General features: G+C 28.3%; 21 protein-coding genes, 1 tRNA gene and 1 riboswitch. Of the genes, 2 read left to right on the forward strand and 20 right to left on the reverse strand.

The features are described 5' to 3' along the window. Positions 1 to 7: 7 nt before the first annotated feature. The 14 genes from FYJ26_RS01960 to FYJ26_RS02025 form a co-directional block, all read right to left on the reverse strand. Positions 8 to 547: an FMN-binding protein gene (locus FYJ26_RS01960; RefSeq protein ID WP_154539088.1), complete on the reverse strand. Its 540-nt coding sequence runs from the start codon at positions 545 to 547 to the stop codon at positions 8 to 10. Beyond that, positions 540 to 1,484 carry an RnfABCDGE type electron transport complex subunit D gene (locus FYJ26_RS01965; RefSeq protein WP_154539090.1) on the reverse strand — a complete coding sequence of 315 codons (945 nt, stop codon included), beginning with the start codon at positions 1,482 to 1,484 and terminating at the stop codon, positions 540 to 542. Before FYJ26_RS01965 ends, FYJ26_RS01960 begins: the two co-directional genes overlap by 8 nt. Positions 1,485 to 1,495: 11 nt before the next feature. Further along, positions 1,496 to 2,812: an electron transport complex subunit RsxC gene (rsxC, locus tag FYJ26_RS01970; protein ID WP_154539092.1), complete on the reverse strand. Its 1,317-nt coding sequence runs from the start codon at positions 2,810 to 2,812 to the stop codon at positions 1,496 to 1,498. A 64-nt stretch (positions 2,813 to 2,876) separates the two neighbouring features. Continuing rightward, positions 2,877 to 3,533 (reverse strand): lytic transglycosylase domain-containing protein, encoded by a 657-nt coding sequence (locus FYJ26_RS01975; protein ID WP_154539101.1) that lies wholly within the window; start codon positions 3,531 to 3,533, stop codon positions 2,877 to 2,879. Next, positions 3,530 to 4,120, reverse strand: a complete 591-nt coding sequence (coaE, locus tag FYJ26_RS01980) for a dephospho-CoA kinase (protein WP_154539103.1) — start codon at positions 4,118 to 4,120, stop codon at positions 3,530 to 3,532. The genes FYJ26_RS01975 and coaE overlap by 4 nt, the downstream gene beginning before the upstream one ends. Then, positions 4,107 to 6,746 carry a DNA polymerase I gene (gene polA / locus FYJ26_RS01985; protein ID WP_154539105.1) on the reverse strand — a complete coding sequence of 880 codons (2,640 nt, stop codon included), beginning with the start codon at positions 6,744 to 6,746 and terminating at the stop codon, positions 4,107 to 4,109. Before polA ends, coaE begins: the two co-directional genes overlap by 14 nt. Positions 6,747 to 6,813: 67 nt before the next feature. Then, entirely contained in the window at positions 6,814 to 8,376 is a 1,563-nt protein-coding gene (locus FYJ26_RS01990; protein ID WP_154539107.1) for a hypothetical protein, read from the reverse strand. Positions 8,377 to 8,468: 92 nt separating this feature from the next. Beyond that, the gene (locus FYJ26_RS01995; RefSeq protein WP_154539109.1) at positions 8,469 to 9,533 is read right to left on the reverse strand and encodes a glycosyltransferase; all 1,065 of its coding nucleotides are present in this window, start codon (positions 9,531 to 9,533) and stop codon (positions 8,469 to 8,471) included. 84 nt (positions 9,534 to 9,617) lie between these two features. Continuing rightward, a tRNA-Leu gene (locus FYJ26_RS02000) sits at positions 9,618 to 9,704 on the reverse strand. A 51-nt stretch (positions 9,705 to 9,755) separates the two neighbouring features. Continuing rightward, positions 9,756 to 10,349, reverse strand: coding sequence for a phosphatase PAP2 family protein (locus FYJ26_RS02005; protein WP_154539111.1), 594 nt, complete (start codon positions 10,347 to 10,349; stop codon positions 9,756 to 9,758). 76 nt (positions 10,350 to 10,425) lie between these two features. Further along, positions 10,426 to 11,700, reverse strand: coding sequence for a CapA family protein (locus FYJ26_RS02010; protein WP_326831227.1), 1,275 nt, complete (start codon positions 11,698 to 11,700; stop codon positions 10,426 to 10,428). A 48-nt stretch (positions 11,701 to 11,748) separates the two neighbouring features. Then, positions 11,749 to 13,065 carry a sodium-dependent transporter gene (locus tag FYJ26_RS02015; protein WP_154539113.1) on the reverse strand — a complete coding sequence of 439 codons (1,317 nt, stop codon included), beginning with the start codon at positions 13,063 to 13,065 and terminating at the stop codon, positions 11,749 to 11,751. Between the two features lie 11 nt (positions 13,066 to 13,076). Further along, positions 13,077 to 14,399 carry a sodium-dependent transporter gene (locus tag FYJ26_RS02020; protein WP_154539115.1) on the reverse strand — a complete coding sequence of 441 codons (1,323 nt, stop codon included), beginning with the start codon at positions 14,397 to 14,399 and terminating at the stop codon, positions 13,077 to 13,079. Between the two features lie 86 nt (positions 14,400 to 14,485). Continuing rightward, positions 14,486 to 14,848 (reverse strand): PaaI family thioesterase, encoded by a 363-nt coding sequence (locus FYJ26_RS02025; RefSeq protein ID WP_154539117.1) that lies wholly within the window; start codon positions 14,846 to 14,848, stop codon positions 14,486 to 14,488. A 93-nt stretch (positions 14,849 to 14,941) separates the two neighbouring features. On the opposite strand from FYJ26_RS02025, the gene FYJ26_RS02030 reads away from it, so the two are divergent. Beyond that, positions 14,942 to 15,850, forward strand: coding sequence for a diacylglycerol/lipid kinase family protein (locus FYJ26_RS02030; protein ID WP_154539119.1), 909 nt, complete (start codon positions 14,942 to 14,944; stop codon positions 15,848 to 15,850). Between the two features lie 22 nt (positions 15,851 to 15,872). On the opposite strand, the gene FYJ26_RS02035 is transcribed toward FYJ26_RS02030, so the two are convergent. The 6 genes from FYJ26_RS02035 to FYJ26_RS02060 all read right to left on the reverse strand — a co-directional run bounded on the left by FYJ26_RS02035 (position 15,873) and on the right by FYJ26_RS02060 (position 21,648). Then, entirely contained in the window at positions 15,873 to 16,829 is a 957-nt protein-coding gene (locus tag FYJ26_RS02035; protein WP_154539121.1) for a diaminopimelate dehydrogenase, read from the reverse strand. Position 16,830: 1 nt separating this feature from the next. After that, positions 16,831 to 17,589, reverse strand: coding sequence for a 4-hydroxy-tetrahydrodipicolinate reductase (gene dapB, locus FYJ26_RS02040; protein ID WP_154539123.1), 759 nt, complete (start codon positions 17,587 to 17,589; stop codon positions 16,831 to 16,833). Further along, positions 17,582 to 18,460: a 4-hydroxy-tetrahydrodipicolinate synthase gene (dapA, locus tag FYJ26_RS02045; protein WP_154539125.1), complete on the reverse strand. Its 879-nt coding sequence runs from the start codon at positions 18,458 to 18,460 to the stop codon at positions 17,582 to 17,584. The genes dapB and dapA overlap by 8 nt, the downstream gene beginning before the upstream one ends. Further along, on the reverse strand, positions 18,461 to 19,441 hold the full coding sequence (locus FYJ26_RS02050) for an aspartate-semialdehyde dehydrogenase (protein WP_154539127.1): 981 nt from the start codon (positions 19,439 to 19,441) through the stop codon (positions 18,461 to 18,463). It lies immediately after the preceding gene. Continuing rightward, positions 19,428 to 20,747 (reverse strand): diaminopimelate decarboxylase, encoded by a 1,320-nt coding sequence (gene lysA, locus FYJ26_RS02055; protein ID WP_268234513.1) that lies wholly within the window; start codon positions 20,745 to 20,747, stop codon positions 19,428 to 19,430. Before lysA ends, FYJ26_RS02050 begins: the two co-directional genes overlap by 14 nt. Positions 20,748 to 20,802: 55 nt before the next feature. Beyond that, a riboswitch (Lysine riboswitch) is annotated at positions 20,803 to 20,947 on the reverse strand. A gap of 89 nt (positions 20,948 to 21,036) precedes the next feature. Further along, positions 21,037 to 21,648, reverse strand: coding sequence for a DNA-3-methyladenine glycosylase (locus FYJ26_RS02060; RefSeq protein ID WP_154539131.1), 612 nt, complete (start codon positions 21,646 to 21,648; stop codon positions 21,037 to 21,039). 133 nt (positions 21,649 to 21,781) lie between these two features. On the opposite strand from FYJ26_RS02060, the gene FYJ26_RS02065 reads away from it, so the two are divergent. Beyond that, positions 21,782 to 23,143, forward strand: a complete 1,362-nt coding sequence (locus tag FYJ26_RS02065) for an aspartate kinase (protein WP_154539133.1) — start codon at positions 21,782 to 21,784, stop codon at positions 23,141 to 23,143. Positions 23,144 to 23,154 lie beyond the last annotated feature (11 nt).

Here is a 23,154-nt window from a genome sequence, read left to right on the forward strand (position 1 = left end):
TATCCCCCTACTTTATGCTTTCTAATACTTCTCTTGCAGTATTGATACCATTTACAATAGAAGTTGTAGATAGTGTTGCTCCTGAAATTCCTACAATTTCATTTTCAGATCCAGATTGTGAAGCACCAACCTTATTGTCCATGCTTACTCCCTTAACACCTTCTTTAAACCAATCTTCTTCCATTTGAAGACCAAATCCTGCAGATTCTGAATGTTTCAATGGAGAAAATCCTGTTATTTTATTGTCACTATCAACACCTAATATGAACTCGATGTCTCCACCATATCCACCCTTAGAAATGATATCGAATACATAACCCTTGTCTCCATCAGCCTTATATACTCCTACTATAGAAGCAGGAAAATTTCCTTTTACTTCTTCAAAATTATTTGCCTCTGGGAAAGCCACCTTTAATGATTCGTTTAATTTTTCTTGATCTGCTTCTTTTATAATTGGCTCTGTAATTGAGTTTGTAAAAGCTAGAACCAAGGCTGACACAGCTGTTATAATTAATAATTTGATTCCTAATTTTAATGCTTTACTCATCTTTTTCCCCCTTATCATTAGCATGACCAAATACCTTTGGCATTGTTTTACTATCTATAAGTGGTACTAGTAAATTCATTAGAAGTATTGAATAAGATACACCTTCTGGGTAGCCACCAAACACCCTAATAACAGATGTTATAAGTCCACAACCTATTGCGAATATTATCTCGCCATTTTTTGTAACAGGACTTGTTGTATAGTCAGTTGCCATGAAAAATGCACCTAACATCAAACCACCTGACAATAGTTGTTCTAATATTCCATCAAAAGATTTGTTAAAAATAACCAATAAAACTGCTGTTGTTAATATGTAAACTAAAGGTATTCTTAAAGAAATAACTTTTCTAAAAACTAGATATAAGGCTCCAATCAAAATGGCAAGTGTTGAAACTTCACCAATACATCCACCCATATTTCCTATAAACATATCTATAAGTGATAGTTTAGACCTATCAGATAATGCTGTTGCAGCTGATACGGCTGAAACTCCACCCGGTGCTACAAAGTAAGACATTGAACTTGACCATGAAGCAAGTAAAAATGCTCTAGCTCCTAGGGCTGGATTTACAATATTTTGTCCTATACCACCAAAAAATTGCTTACATATAACTATAGCAAAAACCGCACCTATAACTGTTTGCCAAATTGGCATTGTAACAGGTAGGTTATAAGCTAAAAGTAAACCTGTAACTACTGCTGACAAGTCATTTATTGTAGACTCTCTTTTCATTACCTTATTTGAAATAAACTCTGCTACCACACAGCTTATAACTGAACATAAGATTAAGATTAATGCTCTAATTCCAAAGAAATAAACGCCCGCTAAACCTGTTGGAACCAAGGCGATTATTACATCGAGCATCTCTTTACTAACAGTTCTCTCGCTTCTTAAATGAGGAGAGGATGATACTACTAATTTATTTTGCGCTTGCATTTAATTCTCCTCTACTTTCCTGCTTGACGTATTTGTCTTTTTCCAAATCTTATAGCCTCTACTAAAGGTCTTTTGGAAGGACAAATATATGAACATGAGCCACACTCTATACAATCAAGTATGTTTAACTTTTGTGCCTTATCAAATTTTTCTTTAAGTGAATATTTATGAATTAATAAAGGCATTAATCCCACTGGACATACGCTTACACACTTTCCACACCTAATGCATGGATTTGTAATTGGTGCTTTAGATTCTTCTCTATTTAAAACTAAGATACAATTTGAAGCTTTTTCTACTGGTTGTTTAATATTTGGTTGAGCAATACCCATCATAGGTCCACCATTTATAACCTTACCAAAATCTTCCTTGAATCCACCTGCTTCATTTATCATATCTTCAAAGCTAGTACCAATCCTAACTAGGAAATTAGATGGTTCTTTAATGCCATGTCCTGTTACTGTAACGTATCTTTCAATAAGAGGTTTGTTATAATAAACTGCCTCATAAATTGCATTAGCACTTGACACATTGGATACAATAACACCAACATCCATTGGCAAGCCACCTGATGGGACTTCTCTATGTAAAACTGCATTTATAATTCTTTTTTCATCACCTTGAGGGTATTTTGTCACCATAGTTGCAAGCTCAAGTTTTGAGGAGTTCTTATCAGCTAATGCTTTTTTTATTTTTTCTATAGCATTTGGCTTATTATCTTCTATAGCAATAATTCCCCTTTTTGCATCAACAGCCATGACTAATAGTTCAAGTGCATCAACTATTATCTCAGGTTTTGTTTTTAAAAGAAGATCATCACATGTAACATAAGGTTCACATTCTGCACCATTTATAATAACAGTATCAATTGCTTTATTTGGTGAATATTTTATATGTGCAGGAAATGCTGCTCCTCCCATACCTACAAGACCATTTTCTTTCATCCTATTAACTATTTTTTCTTTAGTTAAATTAAGGATTTCTTCTTTTTCAAACTTCATCTCTTGGTCATAGCCTTCAGTGTTAATCACTACAGCCTTACTATTTTTACCGCTAGCTGTTTGAATGTCAATTATACTGTCTACTTTACCATTTACTGATGAATGGATATTAGCTGAGAAATTACCTACAGCCTCACCTATAAGCTGTCCTATTTCGACTTCGTCGTTTTTCTTAACTAAACATTTGCTTGGAGCTCCAATGTGTTGAGTCAAAGGAATAGTAACCTTTAAAGGAATCTTAGCGATTTTTAGATTATTATTCTCGCTTAATTCCTTAAACTCTGGAATCTTAACTCCATTGTCAAATGACAAATTTTCTAGAGCCATAATCTCTCCTTTCATTTTTTATGTATAAACACATTATAGTTTATTTCACGATATTATTCAATAATTAAAGCAAATCTGTTTTTATTTTCTTTAAAAAACTCTTATAGTTTTTAATAGCTAATTTTTTCCTATTTGATAAATCTTCTTGCGTTGGAAGCCCATCTTCATAGAAAACTTGCATCAAATCATAGTTTGCATTAATTTTTATAACATATTGTCTGGTTTCTTCAATTGGAATATTACTAATTTCTGGATCATACCTATCTATTATTCCATCCTCAATCCACTTATCAACATTACCTATTCCACCATTATATGCAGCAAGAGCTAAATCCTTATTGTTATAATATTTATATAAATAATTATAGTATCCCACTCCAAGATTTAAATTATAGTCTACTTCCTTAAGTTTATCTGGTAAATAATCTTCACCTAAAATCTCTGCACTGTGTTTTGCAGAATTTTCTAAAAGTTGCATAAGTCCCATTGCATCTTGACTAGAATGAGCATTTATATCAAAATCACTCTCTACTTTTATAATAGATGATACTAGCAAAGGATCTACATTATATTTTTCTGAATATTTATATATTTCTTCTTGATAGGCTATTTTTTGTCTAGATGTTTGGTAGGCTATTAGTGAAAAACTAATCACAACCACCATCAAAAAACTTATAATTATTAGTCCAAATATTTTAAGTATACTTTTTAATACCTTCATACTTTCTCCAAATCTTTTAAGGCTCTATTCACTTGTTCTTTAAGATTAGATAAGTCAGAACTATTATCAAATACAATGTCTGATTTTTCTTCCATTAGACTTTGATTTTGACTTTCTATTTTTTTTATAGCGTAGTCTTTTCTTATCTTATCCCTTTTAATTAGCCTTTTAATCTGTATATTTCTATTTGCTTTTACAAGCCATATATAATCACATGAAAATTTCTCTTTCATTTGAAAAAACAAAGGAATTTCAACAAAAATTAAATTACCTTTATAATTTTCTATCATATGATTGATATGATTAATAATATTTTTATGACTTATTTTATTTAAAATTTCTCTTTTTTGGGGATCATCAAAAATTATTGAAGCCAAAACTTTTTTATCAAGCTTACCATCTAAAAAAGCTCCTTTAAATGCATCTATTTTTTTTATAGCAATATAATTTTTACCACCTTCTTTTAAAAGTTCTCTATTTACTAAGTCTGCATCAATAACCTCATACCCCATATCTCTTAAAATTTGTGATAAGGATGACTTACCACTAGCAATAGTTCCTGTAATTACAATCCTACTTGGATTCATACATACTATCTCCAGAATCTATATCAACTAAAAGTGGAACTTTCAAATCTGCTGCATCTTGCATAGATTTTTCTAAAATTTCTTTAGCCTTATTCTCATCTTCTTTTCCTACTTCAAGGATTATTTCATCGTGAATTTGTAAAATAATTTTTGCATCTATTTTTGATTTTTTTAAATTCTCATAGGTTTTTATCATGGCATATTTTATAATATCTGCTGCAGAACCTTGAATTGGTGTATTAAGTGCAACCCTTTGGCCAAAACTTCTTACATTGAAATTTTTAGAATTTATTTCAGGCACATATCTTCTTCTATTAAAGATAGTTTTTACAAAGCCATCTTCTTTTGCCTTATCTACAATTTTTTTCATATATTCTTTTATTTGTGGATAAGTATTTAGATAATTATCTATATATTCTTTGGCCCTTTTTCTTGGAATATTTAAGTTTTGACTTAAACCATAATCACTGATTCCATAAATTATCCCAAAGTTTACCGCTTTTGCCTCACTTCTTTGAAGTTTTGTAACCTCATTAATTGGCGTATTAAATACTTCTGATGCTGTCTTTGTATGAATATCTACAGAATAAGAAAAGGCATCCTGCATCTTTTTATCATCTGAAAGGTGGGCTAGAACTCTTAATTCAATTTGTGAATAATCAGCATCAACTAAAATCTTTCCCTCATCTGCCTTAAAAGCCTTTCTTATTTTCCTACCCTCATCAGTTCTTATAGGTAGGTTTTGAAGATTAGGTTCAGTTGAAGAAAGTCTTCCTGTAGCTGTAACATTTTGTTTAAAGGTAGATCTTATTCTTCCATCTTCATCTATACATTCTTCTAAAGATTCAAGATAGGTTGATTTTAATTTAAATAACTCCCTATATTTTTCTATTTTTGGTATAATTTCATGTTTATCTCTAAGCCTTTCTAAAACTTTAGCATCTGTAGAAAATCCAGTCTTAGTTTTTTTGATAATTGGTAGATCTAAATCTTCAAATAAAACTTTTCCCAATTGTTTAGTAGAATTTATATTAAACTCAGATCCAGCAAGCTCATAAATATCATCTTCTAACGATTTGATTTCAACTGATACTTCCTCTTTAATCTTTTCAAGTTCTTCTTTTTTACAAACAAAGCCAACAATTTCCATCTCTGATAAAACTTTTGAAAGCTTTATTTCACAATCCTTATATAGGTCAAACATTGTAAGTTCAGTAAGCTTTGAGATTAAGATATCTTTGGAGTCCTCTATGGCATTAAGTGTTGATGCCATATACTTTCCAAGTATTTCTTTATTCAAATCTATAAATAACTTTTTCTTCTTACCTTTACCTAGCAATACTTCTTTATTTTCAACTTCATATTTAAGATATACTTGTGATAAAGCCTTAATATCATAAGAAGACCTTGATGGATCAATAAGATAATGCATAAGCATTACATCATCATATGGTAATTCTACATTAATACCTATTTTATTAAGAAGAACTATATCTTCTTTTATGTCAAATGACACTTTATTTATTAGCTTATCTTCAAATATATCTTTGAAGTTTTTAACAAAATCATCATCCAAGTCGTATATATAAGTTTTTGAAGTATCTGATTTTATAGCAATAAAAAGTGGTTTTGAATGGATGTAATTTTCTCCATCATAGATAGTCTTAAAATAGAAGTTTTGGCTTTTTTGAATTTCATCAATTATTTCATAATTTTTGCTAAATTCATAAGAAAAGTCCAAACTTTTTTTTATCTTTTCTTCACTATCTTCAAATTTTTCTAGAAATTTATTAAAGTTATATTTTGAAAACTTTTCCTTTAAAGAATTTAAATCAGGTTCTTTTACCCTTATATCATCTAATTTAATTTCTACTGGAGCATTAGTTACAATAGTACCTATCTTTTTACTTAAAAAGGCAATAGCTTTAGAATTTTCTAAATTTTCCTTTGTCTTCTTTCCTGAAATTTCATCTAAGTTTTCATAGAGACTTTCCATAGAACCATAATCTTGAATGAACTTAATAGCTCTTTTTTCACCTATTCCATCAACACCCGGAATATTATCACTTTTGTCCCCCATAAGTCCTTTAACATCTATAAGCTGTTTTGGAGATAGACCATATTCTTCTTTAATAGTTTTTTCTGTAATCTCTTCCATTTGAGATATTCCCTTACGTGTAAGATAAACTACAACTTTTTCATTTACAAGTTGAAAATAATCCTTATCCCCAGTAATTATTACAGTATCTAGTCCATCATCTTTTGCAATTTTTGCAAAAGTTCCAACAATATCATCAGCTTCATAACCATCTATATCCAAATATCTAACATTTAAAGAATCTAGTATATCTTTTAAAATACCAAATTGATAATTTAGTTCATTTGGAGCCTTATCCCTATTTGCCTTATAATCTTCAAATTCTTTGTGTCTAAAAGTTTTAGTCTTTTTATCAAAAGCTACAAGTATATAATCAGGTTTGTATTCTTCAACAGCCTTAAAATACATTGTCAAAAATCCATAAACACCATTTGTCATAACACCATCAGCGTTTGTAAGATTTGGGAGGGCAAAAAAAGCTCTAAATATCAAGCTAGATCCATCTATTAGCATTACTTTTTTACTCATACAATTCTCCTTTATATTAGTATAACATATTTTAAAATCTAAATTAAAAAAGTAAGTAGCCAATAAACTACTTACTTAAGTCAATAACATAATCATAATCATCTTTATTTATAGACGAAATATTATTCTTTGTGATTATATCCGTATTATCTTTTTGAAAAATATATCCTATCATATATTTATAATATCCGATTTTATCTTCATTTAATACTATTAAAATATTTTTGCTATGCTCTGGCATACTATTATAAAACTGATCAAGTTTATTTTTTACAAATATATTTTCTGAGTTATTATACATATCCTTATAATTAATAAGTGTTACAATTGTAAGTAAAATAATTGAAATAGATATAATTAAAAAGTTTCTAAATGATTTATTAATTAATAAATATATAGCTAATAATATTAAATAAAGGTCAATTGTTTTACTATATCTATCAAATGAAGCTAGATTTATAGCCTCAAACGTAGGCATTGAATATAAATACATATAATAATTACCTAATTGATAAATAATATATATAGTAGCTAAACTTATAATTATTTTTAAAACTTTATTTTTTCTATTACTTAATAAAAATACTATAACTAAAACTATAAAAAATAAAAATATAATTTTTTGCTCTAAAATTGCATTTATAAATCTCTCACTTATTAATCTTATGTCTTCACTTGTCTTAAGAGAAAAATTTGTCTTATAACTTTCTATATCTAGACTATGTTTGCCAAATTCAGTAAAAGTTTTATGAATATGAAATGACCAAGATCTTTGACTTATAAATAAGCTTAATAGAGAGAAAATTACAAGTTTTAAATCTTTTCTTATATATTTATATATTAAATAGAATACTATAAGAATTGTAAAATAAACACTAGAGTTTTTAATAAGACTTGTATAAAGTATTATTGGAAAAATCATTAAAGAACTACTCTTATTATTTATAAAATCATTCTCATAAACATATATCATACTTGCAAAACCACTTGTCGATATAAGCGTATCTACTAACAAACTATTTACTGGTGTATTAAAATATAATACTGTTATTGCTAAAATAAAAAACAAAAAAACACTTACTAAATTTTTCTTGAATTTACTAAATAATACAAAATACCCACTAAGTATAGCAAATCCATTTACAAACATTGCACCAAATTCTGAGTATGAAAAAAAGTTCATTATAGCATATATAAAATAAGCGGACATTTGAGGGTAAGTATTAAATAAAATATATTTATCACCTTCATTATTTAGTCTATTTGTTTCAATCAAAAATTTAGATATTCTAGCCCAATGACTAAAATTATCGTAATGAAGCATTTTTTTATTAAAAAGTATTAAAAATAAGATTATGAGTAAAACTAAAAAAAAACAATAATCCTTCAATTTTAGTAAAGCTTCTTTTTTTTTGACTATTATAAATATAAAGTATATTGAAAGTATTATATCAAACACATATATGCCTATCTTCATTATTGAAAAAAGTGCTAAAATATATACAAAACTAGATATTACACAAACATATAAAAATGGTATAAATGATGTAGAGATTTTAATTTGTTCTTTAATAAACAAAGAAAATCCTAAAAAAGAAAAACTTATAAGAATCAAATTTATAACTAACATAATATCTCCTATTGATAAAATCATACTGTATAGATTTTTATTTTGCCGATTCTAAACTTATCAAAATAAAAAACATAAAACTATTATATTCTTTAATTAAAAATATACTTATCTTGTATCTTAAATGATACTAAGAATATAAGGCTATCTACTCCTATCTTTATAATAGATGAATCTAAATTTATCATATAATATATCTTATCTACTAAAAATGCAGATAATATTAATTGACTTAACCATAGAAAAATATATTTAAGAAATACGTTCTTATGATTGACATCATCATTAAAAACCAAGTTTTTATTTACTGTATAATTAAATAAGCCAGAAATAATCCTAGCAACTATCGTTGAAATCCATATGATAGGTGAAAAGCTTGTAAACATATTCTTTAAGATTTTTACAAGTAATGTATATGAACTTATATCTACTATCCAAGATGAAATAGATGATAAGATAAATTTAAAAAATGTCTTAAACATCACTAAATAAATCTTAAAAGAATCTTTTATTGGATTAAAATGGGTTTCACTATTGTTGTCAAAATATACTGTTTTTATAGGAATTTCTTCAATTTCTATATCATTTTTTGAAGAGTAGATAAGCATATTTATCTCATATTCAAATCTCTCGCCTTCAAGATCTAAGAAATCTTCTAAATGTTTTTTTGATATTGCTCTGAGACCTGTTTGAGTATCATAAATTTTATCACCAAACATAATTTTATAAACAAAGCTAGTTATTTTATTTCCAAATGCACTTTTAAAAGGAACATTATCTTTATTAAAATTTCTAGAGCCTAAATAAAGTTTATTTTCTTTTGATAGTCTAAGAATATTAGCTATATTTTCAATATCAGATACATTGTGTTGACCATCTGAATCTGCTGTTATGACATAAGAAAAATCATTGTAATTATTTAATATATAATTAAAAGAATTCTTTAATGCTCTTCCTTTCCCAAAATTTTTATAGTGCTTAAATATTTCTACACCCTTACATTTTAAATCGTCGAAAAATTTTTCATAATCTTTACTACAGCCATCATCCACTATTAAAATTCTTTCAAATCCTTTTTTCCTTAAATCATTTATGTAGTTAAATAGAATTTCTTTAGGTGGATTTAGGGCTGGTATTAATATTATAATATCCTTCATAATTTCCTTACTTTTTTTCTTATCATTTTCATTCTAAAACAAAAGCAGGCCTAAGCCTGCAAACATGGAAAAATAAAAAATCAATGGTGCTGGTGGTGGGACTTGAACCCACACGCTCCGAAAAGCAACAGAGTTTGAGTCTGTCTCGTCTGCCAATTCCGACACACCAGCATTAATAATACTTGTATATTATATCATTAATTAAAACTCCTTGCAAATTTTTTATAATTTTCTAAAATCTTTTATGTCTTTATAAAGCTTTCTTAACTTCACTCTAATTTCTTTTGCATTTCTAGAATAGTAAAATTTAATTCCTAATATTGCACAAGTTATTCCCAATATCGATCCTACAATAACATCTGAAGGATAGTGAACATAGAGATATAATCTAGAAAATGCTATTAAAAACGTAAGTATTGTTGCCATTATATTTATCGTTTTTGATTTAGAAAACAAGAGTATTACTGTAAGCATACAAAATGAAATTGCTGCATGTCCAGATGGAAAGGATGGATCGGTTGGCTTCAGTATCAAAAGCTTTATTCCATCAACTATCTCAAAAGGTCTTGCCCTATCAAACAAAGGTTTTAATATTAAATTTACTATTATAGTATTTACAATTAAGGAAAAAATCATTATTTTTCCTATATTTTTATACTCTTTTGTTGTAAGAAATATTAATATCAACAATATCCAAAATATACCCATATTACCAAGAGCTGTTATACTCGTCATAAGGTTATCTAATAAAGGTGATTTTAGAGTATTTTGTATAAAATTTAATATTGATATATCTATTTTAGTTATAAAACCCATATTAACTCCTCAGCAAATACTATTATTATTTTATCACAAATCAAATAATAAAAAAAGGCTCAGTTGAGCCTTTCTTTTAGTCCACTTTAGTATTAATCGTATCTGTGACCATTGAGTCAGCCTGCCTAATTCTTTCTCTTTGAACTTCATCTACTTGGTCATAATATTTTCCGCCTTCAAGAAAATCAGTTGTATTATATACTTTTGCATATGCGCCATAATCATCATATCCATGGCCTACCCATATAGGATAAAATTCTACCTTATCAAGTCTAATTTCACCAGTAGCAATATTTTTTTCAACTCTAATATCAAAGGCTACAGTTTGTTCAGTTCTAATATCTCCCAAGCCTTCTAATGATTGCATGGAAATAAAATTACCACATGAGTATGCAATATATCCTTCTCTTCCATCTTTTGCTTTATATGATTCTGCTGGTTGAACTACATGAGGATGGTTTCCTATGACAATATTTGCTCCCCATTCTATCATATTTCTTCCAAGTTCTACTTGAGCTTGACTAGGGTAAGATTCATATTCATTTCCCCAATGTGGATAACAAATTATTAAATCTGCCTTATTTTTCTTGGCATCTTCTATATCATTTTTAATTAATTCGGAATCTAAATAATTTATTAAATCTTCTGGTTCATTTTCTGTAATAATAGATTCAAGACCATTTATACCATAAGTATAGGAAAGAACTGCCAATTTTATATTTCCTACATTCCTATATAAAATTCTATCTCCATTCTTAATTCTTGTCCCAACATGGTCTATATCATTTTTATCCATATAAGATATAGTGTCGAATATTCCCTTTTCTCCTGAATCTGCGGAATGATTATTTGCAGTAGTTAAGATGTCAAATCCAGTATCTTTTATATCTTTAATATAATCTACTGGTGTGGTAAACATAGGATATCCTGATGCTTCCTTGTCAGGATTTACTGAAGTTTCAAAATTACCTATTGAAATATCAGAATCACTCACAAAATCTTTAATATATGAAAATTGACTAGAAAAGTCATAAGCTGTTTGACCTGTTGAATAAAAAGCATGATTTACTTGTGACATATGAGCCATTATATCTCCAAATGCTTTTATTCTTATTTTTTCTATATTATTATTCTTCTTATTTTCTTTATCATTTACTATTTTGGTTGAAATATTTGACTTATAATCTTTATCACTTGTTTTTTCAGGATTTTTTATATCATCAATTAGCTTTACAATACTTACGACTTCTTTTGAATTGATTTTTTCTTCATTTTTTACTTTACATGATGATAAAGAAAAAAATATCAAAGAAAATAATAAGATTTTTATAATTTTTCTAGTATATTTCACATGATTTTCCTTTTTTATCTATAATATAACAAAGTTTTGTTGATTTTCCTAAAATGATATTTGATATCTTATAGCTATAATGCATAAAATTAAGGCCATTGGTACATACAAGTATCTACCAAGATAATACCAAGCGTTTTTATGTTTTATCTTAGTACCCTTATTTATCTCATCTAAAAGATCTTCTTTTTTCATAACCCAAAACCATGATATTGCACCCATTATAGCAGATATAGGGAGTATATAGATTGTAACAAAATTCATCCAAACTCCCCATTTAGCTATAGGGTGTAAAAATAATCCTGCCATTAATACTATTGCCATTAATACTACTAAAACTAAATTTCTATTTAAATTATTAAATTTAGATGTAATAGCTTCTGCCACAGTTTCAATCATAGACTGAACAGATAGAACTCCTGCGAATACTATAGCTATATAAAGAATAACCGCAAATAATCTTCCTCCAGATATATTTTGTAAAACTTTAGGTAAAACTACAAAAATAAGCTTTGGTCCTTCTGACTGAGAAAATCCAAATGCAAATGTTGCTGGAAGCATAACAAATGACGAAAGCATTGCTGCAATAGTATCAAGTACAGCGGTTATAGTAGAATTATGAACTATATCTTCACTTTCAGGAAGGTAGGAGCCATAAACTACCATAACTGTTGATACAAGAGATAGGGAGAAAAATGCCTGTCCCATAGCTGCAATCCACAATTTTATATCAAACAATTTGCTTACATCCATACTAAAAATAAACTTATAACCTTCAAACGCCTTATCTAAAAAAGCAATTCTTACTGCTAAAAGTATAAATAAAATAAAAAATAAAGGCATCATAAATGAGTTAGTTTTCTCTATACCTTTAGTTCCATATGCAAGTGTTAAAAAAACTATAATTACTAGTAAAAGATGTTCTTTTAATAAGACAAAATCTTTAGTAGATATTGACTCAAACCACACATTTGAATCAGTACTCAATAGACTTCCATTTATTGAATCTAAAAGAGCTTTTAGTACATAAGTTATAACAACTGTATAACCTATTGCTAAAAGAAAAACTCCAATTAAAGGAATCCACCTAATAATTTTTCCTACTTTTTCATTACCCCTACTTTTCCAAACACTTTTAAAAACACCCATAGGGCCTGACTTATACTTCCTACCCACCGCACTTTCAGCAGCAAGTCCTACTCTTCCAAATATAAATACAAAAAATAGATAGGGAATTAAAAAGGAGAGTCCTCCATTCATTCCAAGCTTATAAGGAAAAGCCCACACGTTGGCAAGGCCTACTGCGCTTCCAACACAAGCCATAATAAATCCCCACTTATTAGTAAATTTTCCATTATTTTCCATAAAATTCTCCATTAAAATGTTACTTTAAATACTAAGGCTAAAACTGATAAAATAATTGCTATTGGTACATATACATATCTTCCAAGCCTATACCATTTAAGAGAAACTTTCTTATCTGCTCCTTGGTTAACTTCATCCAATAATTCTTCCTTTTTCCAAAAATAAAACCAAGTTATAGCTCCTATAGATGCACCTATAGGTATAATATAAATGGAAACAAGATCCATCCAAGGTCCCCACTCATTTATTGTTTCCATATTAACTCCTACTATAAAAGTTATAAGACCAATAATAGTTAAGGCTTTAATTCTACTTATTTTCTTAAATCTATGCATTATTGATTCTACAATCACTTCAAACATATTTTGAAGGGAAGATACACCTGCAAAAATAACAGCTGTGTAAAGTATGATTGCAAATATACGACCACCTTTTATATTTTGTAAAACAGTTGGTAATACTTCAAATAAAAGTCCTGGTCCACCAGCTTGTTCTAGGCCAAAAACCAATACAGAAGGCACAATTACACACGATGATAAAAGTGCTGCGAGAGTATCAAATATAGCTGTTGACTTTGTTACAGATATTATATCCTCATCCCTATTTAGATAAGAACCACAAACAATCATCCCACTACCTGTTACAGAAAGAGAAAAGAAAGCTTGTCCCATGGCATTAACCATAGTTTTAAGATTTAACTTATCTAAATCTAGCCTAAACATATACTTATATCCCTCTAAAGCATTAGGTAAAGAAAGAATATAAATTGCTATAATTACAAATAAAATAAAAAATGCTGGCATCATAATTTTATTGGACTTCTCTATTGTATGAGCTCCCTTTAAACAAGTAAAAAGTGTTACTGCTATAATTATAAAATGATAAAAAACAACTGAATAATCTTTTTGTGAAAAAGATTCAAACCAATCTTTACTATTTCTTACTAGAAGTTCACCACTTAAAGAATCTACCAAGGCCTTTAATACGTAAGTTACAATTACTGCATAACCTATAGCTATAAATAGCGAACCTATTAGAGGAATAAATCCAATATTTCTACTTATAAAACTATGTTTTTCATTATTTTTCTTGGAGTTTAAAGCATACTCATAAGAACCTAGAGTTCCTGTTTCAGCTCTTCTACCTATTGCAAATTCACTAGATAAACCTACATAGGCAAAAATGGATACAAACACCAAATAAAACAAGAGAAAGATTAGACCTCCGTCTTGAAACTTATAAGGAAAGCCCCAGACATTCGCCATTCCAACTGCACTTCCTACCGCCGTTAGGATAAAACCTAATCTAGACGAGAATTTTCTTTCATTGTTCATATTTAACTCCTTTACTTTAACACACCAAGGTGTCGGCGTGCTATTGAACTTTTTTTATTATATCATAAGAAGTTAAAATATGGTAATTAATTTGGCTTAAAAAAAGAAAATCTTCCTATAGCAATAAGTTTGCAATTGTCATCAAATACATCACAATCTATATTTACAATATGTCTACCCTTCTTTCTAACATTACATTTTGCATATAAATAAGCTGTATCATGGGCTGGTCTTAAAAAATTTGTATAGCCTTCAGTTGTTACAATTTCTACTTCACCAAAAATTTCAGATGCTTTCTTACCACATGCCGTATCAATTAGGGTCATAATAACCCCTCCATGAACTATATTATTAATATTTAGACAATAATTTTTTATAGGTATTCTGGTTAAGATTTCCCCATCCTTATCTTTTATATATTCTATTTCAAGATAATCAACAAAATTCATCTTATCTCCTTTCTATACTTTAGATTTTATTATAACATTTTTTTATAAAACATTTTACTCATGTTATAATAGTTCTATATTTGATGGTGATTTATGGAAAAAATATTATATATCCTATCATCAAAGTCTGGTAAAACTGAATTTGATATAGGAAAAAATGATTTAAAAAAACTTTATAAAAATAGAAAAAACGATGTTAAAATCATAGAAACAAACTATAAAAATCACGCTAAAATTGCGACTTATGATTTTATTAAATCTAACAAGGATGTTAAAAAAGCTATTATTGTTGCAGGCGGAGATGGTTCTTTAAATGAAATCGCTGAAATTATTTATAAATATGATAGAAATAATTCATCTTTAGGACTCATACCAATGGGAACTGCTAATGATTTTTCTAAAAATTTCTCTTACAAGAATTTTTCAATCAATAGTCTATTAAATTTCAAAAATAAAAAGATTGACTTAATTAAGGTAAATAATTCAATATGCATAAATGTTCTATCATTAGGTTTTGACACTATTGTTTTAGAGAATGCTTACAAGATTCTCGATAAAAATCCAAATCTTGGAAAAAAAGCCTATCTACTTGGAGTTTTAAAATCTATTCCCAAGATTTCTTATAAAGACCTATATTTAAAATTAGAAGATGATAAGGGAAATATGTTAAAATTCAATGATAAGTTTCTTTTATCAGCTATTTGCAATGGTGGATTTTATGGATCTGGTTTTAACCCAGCTCCATCTGCAAAAGTTGATGATGGAGTTTTAAATTTAGTTTATGCTAAAAAAATACCAACATTGCTGCTTCCATCTCTTATAGTCAGATATAAGTATGGAAAACTTGAAAATTCAAAGTATCTTAAGGAAATAAAGGTTAAAAAAGGTCTTATAAAAGCAAAAGAGGATATTCTTGCAAATATTGATGGAGAAATTTTCAAATCTAATAATATTGAATTTGAAATCATAGAAAAAGCAATTAATTGGATATATTTTAATTAAAAATTGGCCAAAAGGCCAATTTTTAAATATTTTCTTTTAAAAGTTTGTCATAATCTTTTTTAGATAAGTATTTTGGTGCTATATCAAGTACTGTATAAGCACCATATTTTTCTTCTTTATTGAATCTATAAATAGCCCTAGCATAGGCTAAATCTACTGCTGCTGTAAAATCAGGATTACTATCAAGATCAAGTCTAAATTCAATGGTTGATAGGTTATTATTAGCCGACTTACCACTTCTAATTACTCTTCCTCCATGAGGCATTCCCTTGTGATTTCTGTTGAGTTCATCTTGACTTATAAAATGAACACTTGTTTCATACTTATCAAAGTAATTAGGGATTGACTTTATTTCTTTTTCTAATTCTTTTAGGTCATATCCTTCTTTGGCTACTGCAAAAACCTCTCTTACATGAGCATCTTCTGCTTTAAATTCTAAATTTTCACCATTTTTTACCTTTTCAATGTAGTCTTCCTTTGGAATAGTATATTGACTTGCATCAGCTATACCATCTATTGATCTTACTGCAGCAGAGTGTCCTTGACTTATACCCTTTCCCCAGAAAGTATAGGTATTTCCGTCCTCAAGTACTGACTCAGCATAGGTTCTAATTAAAGAAAATAAACCTGGATCCCAACCTGTTGATATTAATGCTGTCTTTTTATTATCTTTTGCTAGTTTATCCATTTCTTTATAGTAATCATAGATTTTTTTATGTGTATCAAAGCTATCAACAGTATTAAAATTTTCAATCAACTTAGGGGCTTGAATAAGTATATCTTTATCAGATGAACCACAAAGTATCAATACATCTATATCATCCTTATAATCATTAATATCATCTAATAAATAAAACTTATCTTCCTTTAAGTCTCTCCTTGTAAATATTCCAAAAAGTTCCATATCATCTGATCTTTTTATGAGACTTTCACATGATTTCCCTAAATTTCCATAACCAACTATTCCTATTCTTATCATATTATTCTCCTATATTTAAAATTTCTTTTATATCTATTAAACCATTTTCTTTATCTAAAATATACTTTGCTGCCTTTAAAGCACCTATGGCAAATATTTTTTTGCTTTGAGCGTGATGAGATATACTTACTACTTCATCAAGACCTGCAAAAACTACTTCATGGTCACCATTTATACTTCCAGCTCTTAAAGAATGGATGCCAACTTCATTTGGATTTCTACTATCAGAAAATCCTTCTCTTCCATAAAGCTTAGAAAGTTTATTATCCCTTGCTTCATTTACAGCATCAAAAAGAATGTTTGCAGTCCCACTAGGTGCATCCCTTTTTTTATTATGATGAGCTTCAATAATTTCAATCTCAAAACCATCTAAAAGTTTTGATAATAGTTTTGATACATATACCATTACATTTACGCCTAGCGAAAAATTTCCAGATTGGACAATAGGAACTTTCTCGCTAGCTTTTTTTATCTTTTCTAGGTCCTTATCATCAAATCCAGTTGATGCAATTACTAATGGAATATTTTTATCTAAGGCTAAGGATAAAATCGAATCAAGACTATCCTTAGATGAAAAATCAATAATTACATCAGATTTTTCTTTTATTTTTTTTATATCAGAATAAATAGTAAATTCATCACACACTTTATCTTCTTTAGAAAAACCAGCGCTTACTTTGAAATCTTCTGATTTTTTTATAAGATCAATTAGAACCTCACCCATTGCACCTGTTGCACCTGATACCAGTACTCTAATCATTTAAATCCTCCAAGGCATTTTTTATTAGAATTTCACATTTCTCGCTTGCTTTTGTAAGAGGAAGTCTAAGTTCATTTTTATAAAGTTTTAATACAGATCCTGCAAATTTAATCCCTATAGGATTTACATCCACAAATAAGGCTTTTATAAGATTAAAATATTTTAATTGAATACTTGCTGATTTTTCAAAATTTCCATCTAAGGCATATTTAACTAAATCATGAACTTCTTTTGGATATATATTTGCAAGAACAGAAATAACTCCATTTCCCCCAACACTCATAAGAGGTGTAATTACATCGTCGTTTCCAGAATATATAGCAAAATCTTTAGGAAGTACTTTTCTAAGATTAGTTGTATAAGCTAAATCTCCCTTAGCGTCCTTAATTCCAACAATATTTTCAATCTTACTTAACCTTTTTACTGTTTCTACTTCAATATTTACATTAGTTCTTCCTGGCACATTATAAAGTATTATTGGCTTTATCGAATTATTAGCTATTTCTTTATAATGTTTATAAAGACCTTCTTGGCTACACTTGTTATAGTAAGGAGTCACTAGTAATAGTGCATCAACCCCATCAATTTCTGATACTTTTTTAGAAAATCTTATTGCTTCATTTGTATTATTTGAGCCTGTACCTACTATTAATGGAATCTTACCCTTAATCTCATCTATACTAATATCAATAAGTTTCATTTTTTCACATTCACTAAGGCAAGCTGCTTCAGCAGTAGTACCAAGAGCAACTATTGCATCTGTATGATTTTCTAAATGAAACTTGATTAAATTTCTATAAGCTTCATAGTCTACACTTAAGTCTTCATTAAAGGGCGTTACAATTGCAACACCACTACCTTCAAATAACATCTATACCTCCATTAAAAGTTCTGCATTTTCGACTGCATTCGTTGCTGCTCCCTTTCTAATATTATCAGCTACACACCATAAATTTAATCCATATTCTAATGAATAGTCTCTTCTAATTCTTCCTACAAATACATCATCGTATCCTGTGGCCTTAGTTGGAAGAGGATAAAGTTCATTTTCTATATCATCAACAACTTTTACTCCTTCTTGATTTTCAAGAATTTTCTTTATGTAATCAAGATCAAAATCCTTATCTAGCTCAATATTTATTGAAATAGCATGTGAATTTTCAACAGGAACTCTTGCTGTTGTTGCAGTGATTTTTAGACTATCATCTCCAAGAATCTTTCTTGTTTCATTTATCATTTTCATTTCTTCTTTTGTATATCCATTTTCTGTAAAGTCATCAATTTGTGGAAGAACATTATTAAAAATCTTATATTTCCACTTATAATTTGTTTTATTGTATAAATCTTCTAAGGCTCTTTCACCTCCACCAGATACCGCTTGATATGTATTATAGACAATTCTTTTTATATTAAAATTATCAAATATTGGTTTAAGTGCCAAGACTGATTGAATTGTAGAACAATTTGGATTTGCTATTAACATAGTATCCTTTGTAATCTTATCCTTATTAATTTCTGGCACAACCAAGATTACATCATTATGCATCCTAAAAAATGATGAGTTATCAACACATTTAACGCCATTTTTGATAGCAATTGGAATATACTTTTCAGATACAGCTCCACCAGCAGAAAATAGGGCAAGATCAATGTCTTTATTTGAAAAGGAATTTTCATCAAGCTTTTCAACTGTAACATCTTCTCCCCTAAATTTAATTTTATTTCCTGCACTTTTTTCACTAGCAAGAGCTCTTAAATTTTTTATAGGAAAATTTCTTTCATCGAGTATTTCTAAAATCTTTCTTCCAACAAGACCTGTTGCTCCAACTACCGCTACATTAAATTCTTTCATTAATTTCTCCTTTATAAATTTCGTCTCTACTAATTAAATCATCCAAACTTTCTCTTCTTACAGCTAAATAATCACATCCATCCTCAACAAATACAACCGCCGCCTTTCTTTGCTTATTATAATTTGATGCCATTGAATAAGTATAGGCACCAGAATATGGGATAAGAAGTAAATCATCTCTTTCTACCTTAGGAAGTTTCACCTCATCAATAAGTATATCTCCTGACTCACAAAGCTTTCCACCTACTCTATAAATTATATTAGCCTCATTATTTAATTTATTAGCTAAAATAGACGAATACTTAGCATCATAAAGGCTAGGTCTTATATTATCGCTCATGCCTCCATCTACAAAAATCAATGGAAATCCTTCTAGTGTTTTCTTTGTTGAGCCAATTGTATAAAGCATAGAACCTGATTTTGAAATCAAGCTTCTTCCAGGCTCAATGCCAACATTTTTTATATTTATTTTATAATAAACTAATAAGTTTTCTATTGTTTTTATATAATCTTTTAAAAATACTTCAATATCTAAATCCCTATCTTCAATTCTTTCTTTTGTTCCAAAACCTCCACCTAAATTAATATGACTAAACTTATATGAATTATCTTCTTCAATTTCTTTCATATATTTAAGCATAATTTTTGCTTCTTCTTTGAAAAAATCTAGATTTTTAACTTGACTTCCTATGTGGGCATGAAAGCCAAGTATATGCATGTTTTTATTTTTTAAGGATTTACTTATAAAGATTTTTGTATTTTTATCTCTAATATTTAAACCAAATTTAGAATCGGCATTAGAAGTTTGTATAAACTTGTGAGTATCAGTCTTAACATCTGGATTAATTCTAATTAAAACATCAATCTTTTTATTTTTCTCATTTAATATAGAATCTAAAAGATAATACTCATCGACTGAATCGATAATTATAAGTCCTATATTCTTATCTATTGCATATTCTAACTCATCCTTACTTTTGTTGTTTCCATGAAAGTGAATTCTACTAGAGTCAACTCCTGCTTTAAGACATACAAAAATCTCTTCTTTTGAAACACAATCAAATAAAATATTGTAATTATTTAAAAGTGATAATACATAAAGATTTGAGAAAGCCTTAGTAGCATAAACCACCTCTGTATCAAACTTTAAAGATTTAAAATTATCTACAAAAGCCTTTGTCCTATTTTTTAAACTTTTTTGATCGAATATATATAAGGGAGTCTGATATTTATCTTTAAGTTTTTCAACACTTACTCCTCCTATATACAAAATTCCATCTTTATTTTCAAAATTATTATCTAACATAAATCCTCCCATTAAAAAAATCATGAGCAAAAGGCCCATGATTTCCTTTCGCCGCAATATAGTAAGTTCTCCAATAAGGATTGGCACATCCTTATTGACAGTTGCATCCATATTTTGAATACAACCAACACCATGGGGTATTTCGGCGGTTATGCCTTTCAATGATTTACTAATCATAACCGCGACCTCTTGACTACATTGTTAAGTTGTTATGTAATAATTTATCACTAATAGTCCTATAAGTCAAATATTTTATTATTATTATCTAAAATATTTTATAATTATGGGCCTAATCTTGTTTAAATTTAGAGACATAGGGATTATTTTTTATAAAAAATCTATACGGAAGATTTCTCGCCTCTTTTGCATAATCTATACCAACTCTCCTATCTACCTCTATTTCAAAAGAAAAATTGGAATCTTCGATATAAAGACTTCTTGAAAAAATATTTTTTCCATTTAAATCTTTATCTATTTTTAGAGCTTTGGTAAGCTTTGCTGGTCCATTAGTGATATTTTTCTTTTGATAGTTAGATAATTCATTGTATTTTTTATTAAACCTATTAATAGCAAATTGATCTATATTTGACAAAGGTTCTACTGCTCTTATTAAAACTCCTTCTGGAACTTTTTCCCCAAAACTGGATATATTTAGAAGAAAGTGAATTCCATAGGTTTGATAAATATAAAGAGTTCCACAATCCATATATAATATTTTATTTCTTTCGGTCATCTTATCATTAAAGGTGTGACAAGCCCTATCATTTACCCCAAGATAAGCTTCTGTTTCTACAATTCTTGATTTCATTTTTATATTATTTATATTTCTTACTAAAGTCTTTCCAATTAAATCTTTAGCAAGACTAAGTGTTTCCTTCTTGTAAAAATCTTTTCCTAGCATATTTCCTCCTATAATATATATTTTATATGAAAATATAAAAATAGCCATATTTGAAATATGATTTGCTAAACAAATATGTTTTAATGTATAATAATGATTAAATTTAAATATTTAAAATTTAGAAAGGAATATTATGAAAAAAACCGCAAAATTTGGAGGCTCTTCAGTGGCCAATTCTACACAAATTAAAAAAGTTTGTGATATTGTTTTAAATGATAAAGAGATTTGTGCTGTTGTAGTATCTGCACCTGGAAAAAGATATAGTAATGATATTAAGGTTACAGACCTATTAATAGATTTATATGAGAAGTACAGGAATAAAGATCCAAAATATAAAGAACAACTCGAAAATATTATAAAAAGATATGAAGAGATTGTCTTAGATCTTAAACTTGATGAAAAGCTACTTGATGATTTTAGACTTATCTTAAATAAATACCTAGATGAAATAGATGATTCTTTTTATCTCGAAAATGCAATTAAATCATGCGGAGAAGACTTTAACGCAAGACTAATTGCAAAATATATCAGTTCCTTAGGATATAAATGTTCTTATCTATCACCAAAAGAGGCTGGAATACTTGTTGAACACACAATAAATGAACCTATAATCTTAGAAGAAACTTATAATAATATAAAAAGATTTAAAGATGATGATAGACTTTTTATAATTCCTGGTTTTTATGCTATATCACCTCAAGGTAAAATTATAACATTCCAAAGAGGTGGCTCAGATATAACCGGCTCAATCGTTGCTCGTGGTCTAGAATGTGATATTTATGAAAACTTTACAGATATGTCATACATCTATACTGCCCACCCAAATCTAATTGATAATCCTAAACCTATAACAAATATTACATATAGGGAAATGAGGGAGTTATCCTATAATGGTTTTGAGATTTTTCAAGAAGATGCAGTAGCACCTCTTTTGAAGAATAATATAAAAATACAAGTTAAAAATACCAACGACCCTAATAATGGTGGAACCATTATAGAAACTAAGAGAAATAATATTAAGGAAAACCCAATTATAGGTATATCAAATGTTGGTGATTTTCTTGCCTTTAATATTACAGAATATCTTATGAACAAGCAAGTAGGATATATTAATAAGCTTCTTGATATATTTGAATATCAACATATACCAGTAGAACATATACCTACAGGCATAGATTCCTTATCTATTTTAATTCGTAAGAAATACATAACTAGTGAATTTCAGATGCAAAATATAATAAATACTATTAAAACAAACTTTGATTTTGATGAATTTGAAATAATAGACGATCTTTCAGCTATAGCAATTGTTGGGGAGGGATTAAAGAATATCATGACACAAACCCTATATAAAATATCAAAAACTTTTGATGAAGAAAATATTAAATTAGAAGCAATAATACAAGGTGCAAGCAATAACTCTCTTTTTGTTTTTATCAAAAAAGAAAATGAAAAACTTGCAATCCAAAAACTTTATAAAGAATTTTTTAACTAAAAGCTTAAGCT

Source organism: Anaerococcus porci (assembly GCF_009696575.1).
Classification (GTDB): Bacteria; Bacillota; Clostridia; order Tissierellales; family Peptoniphilaceae; genus Anaerococcus; species Anaerococcus porci.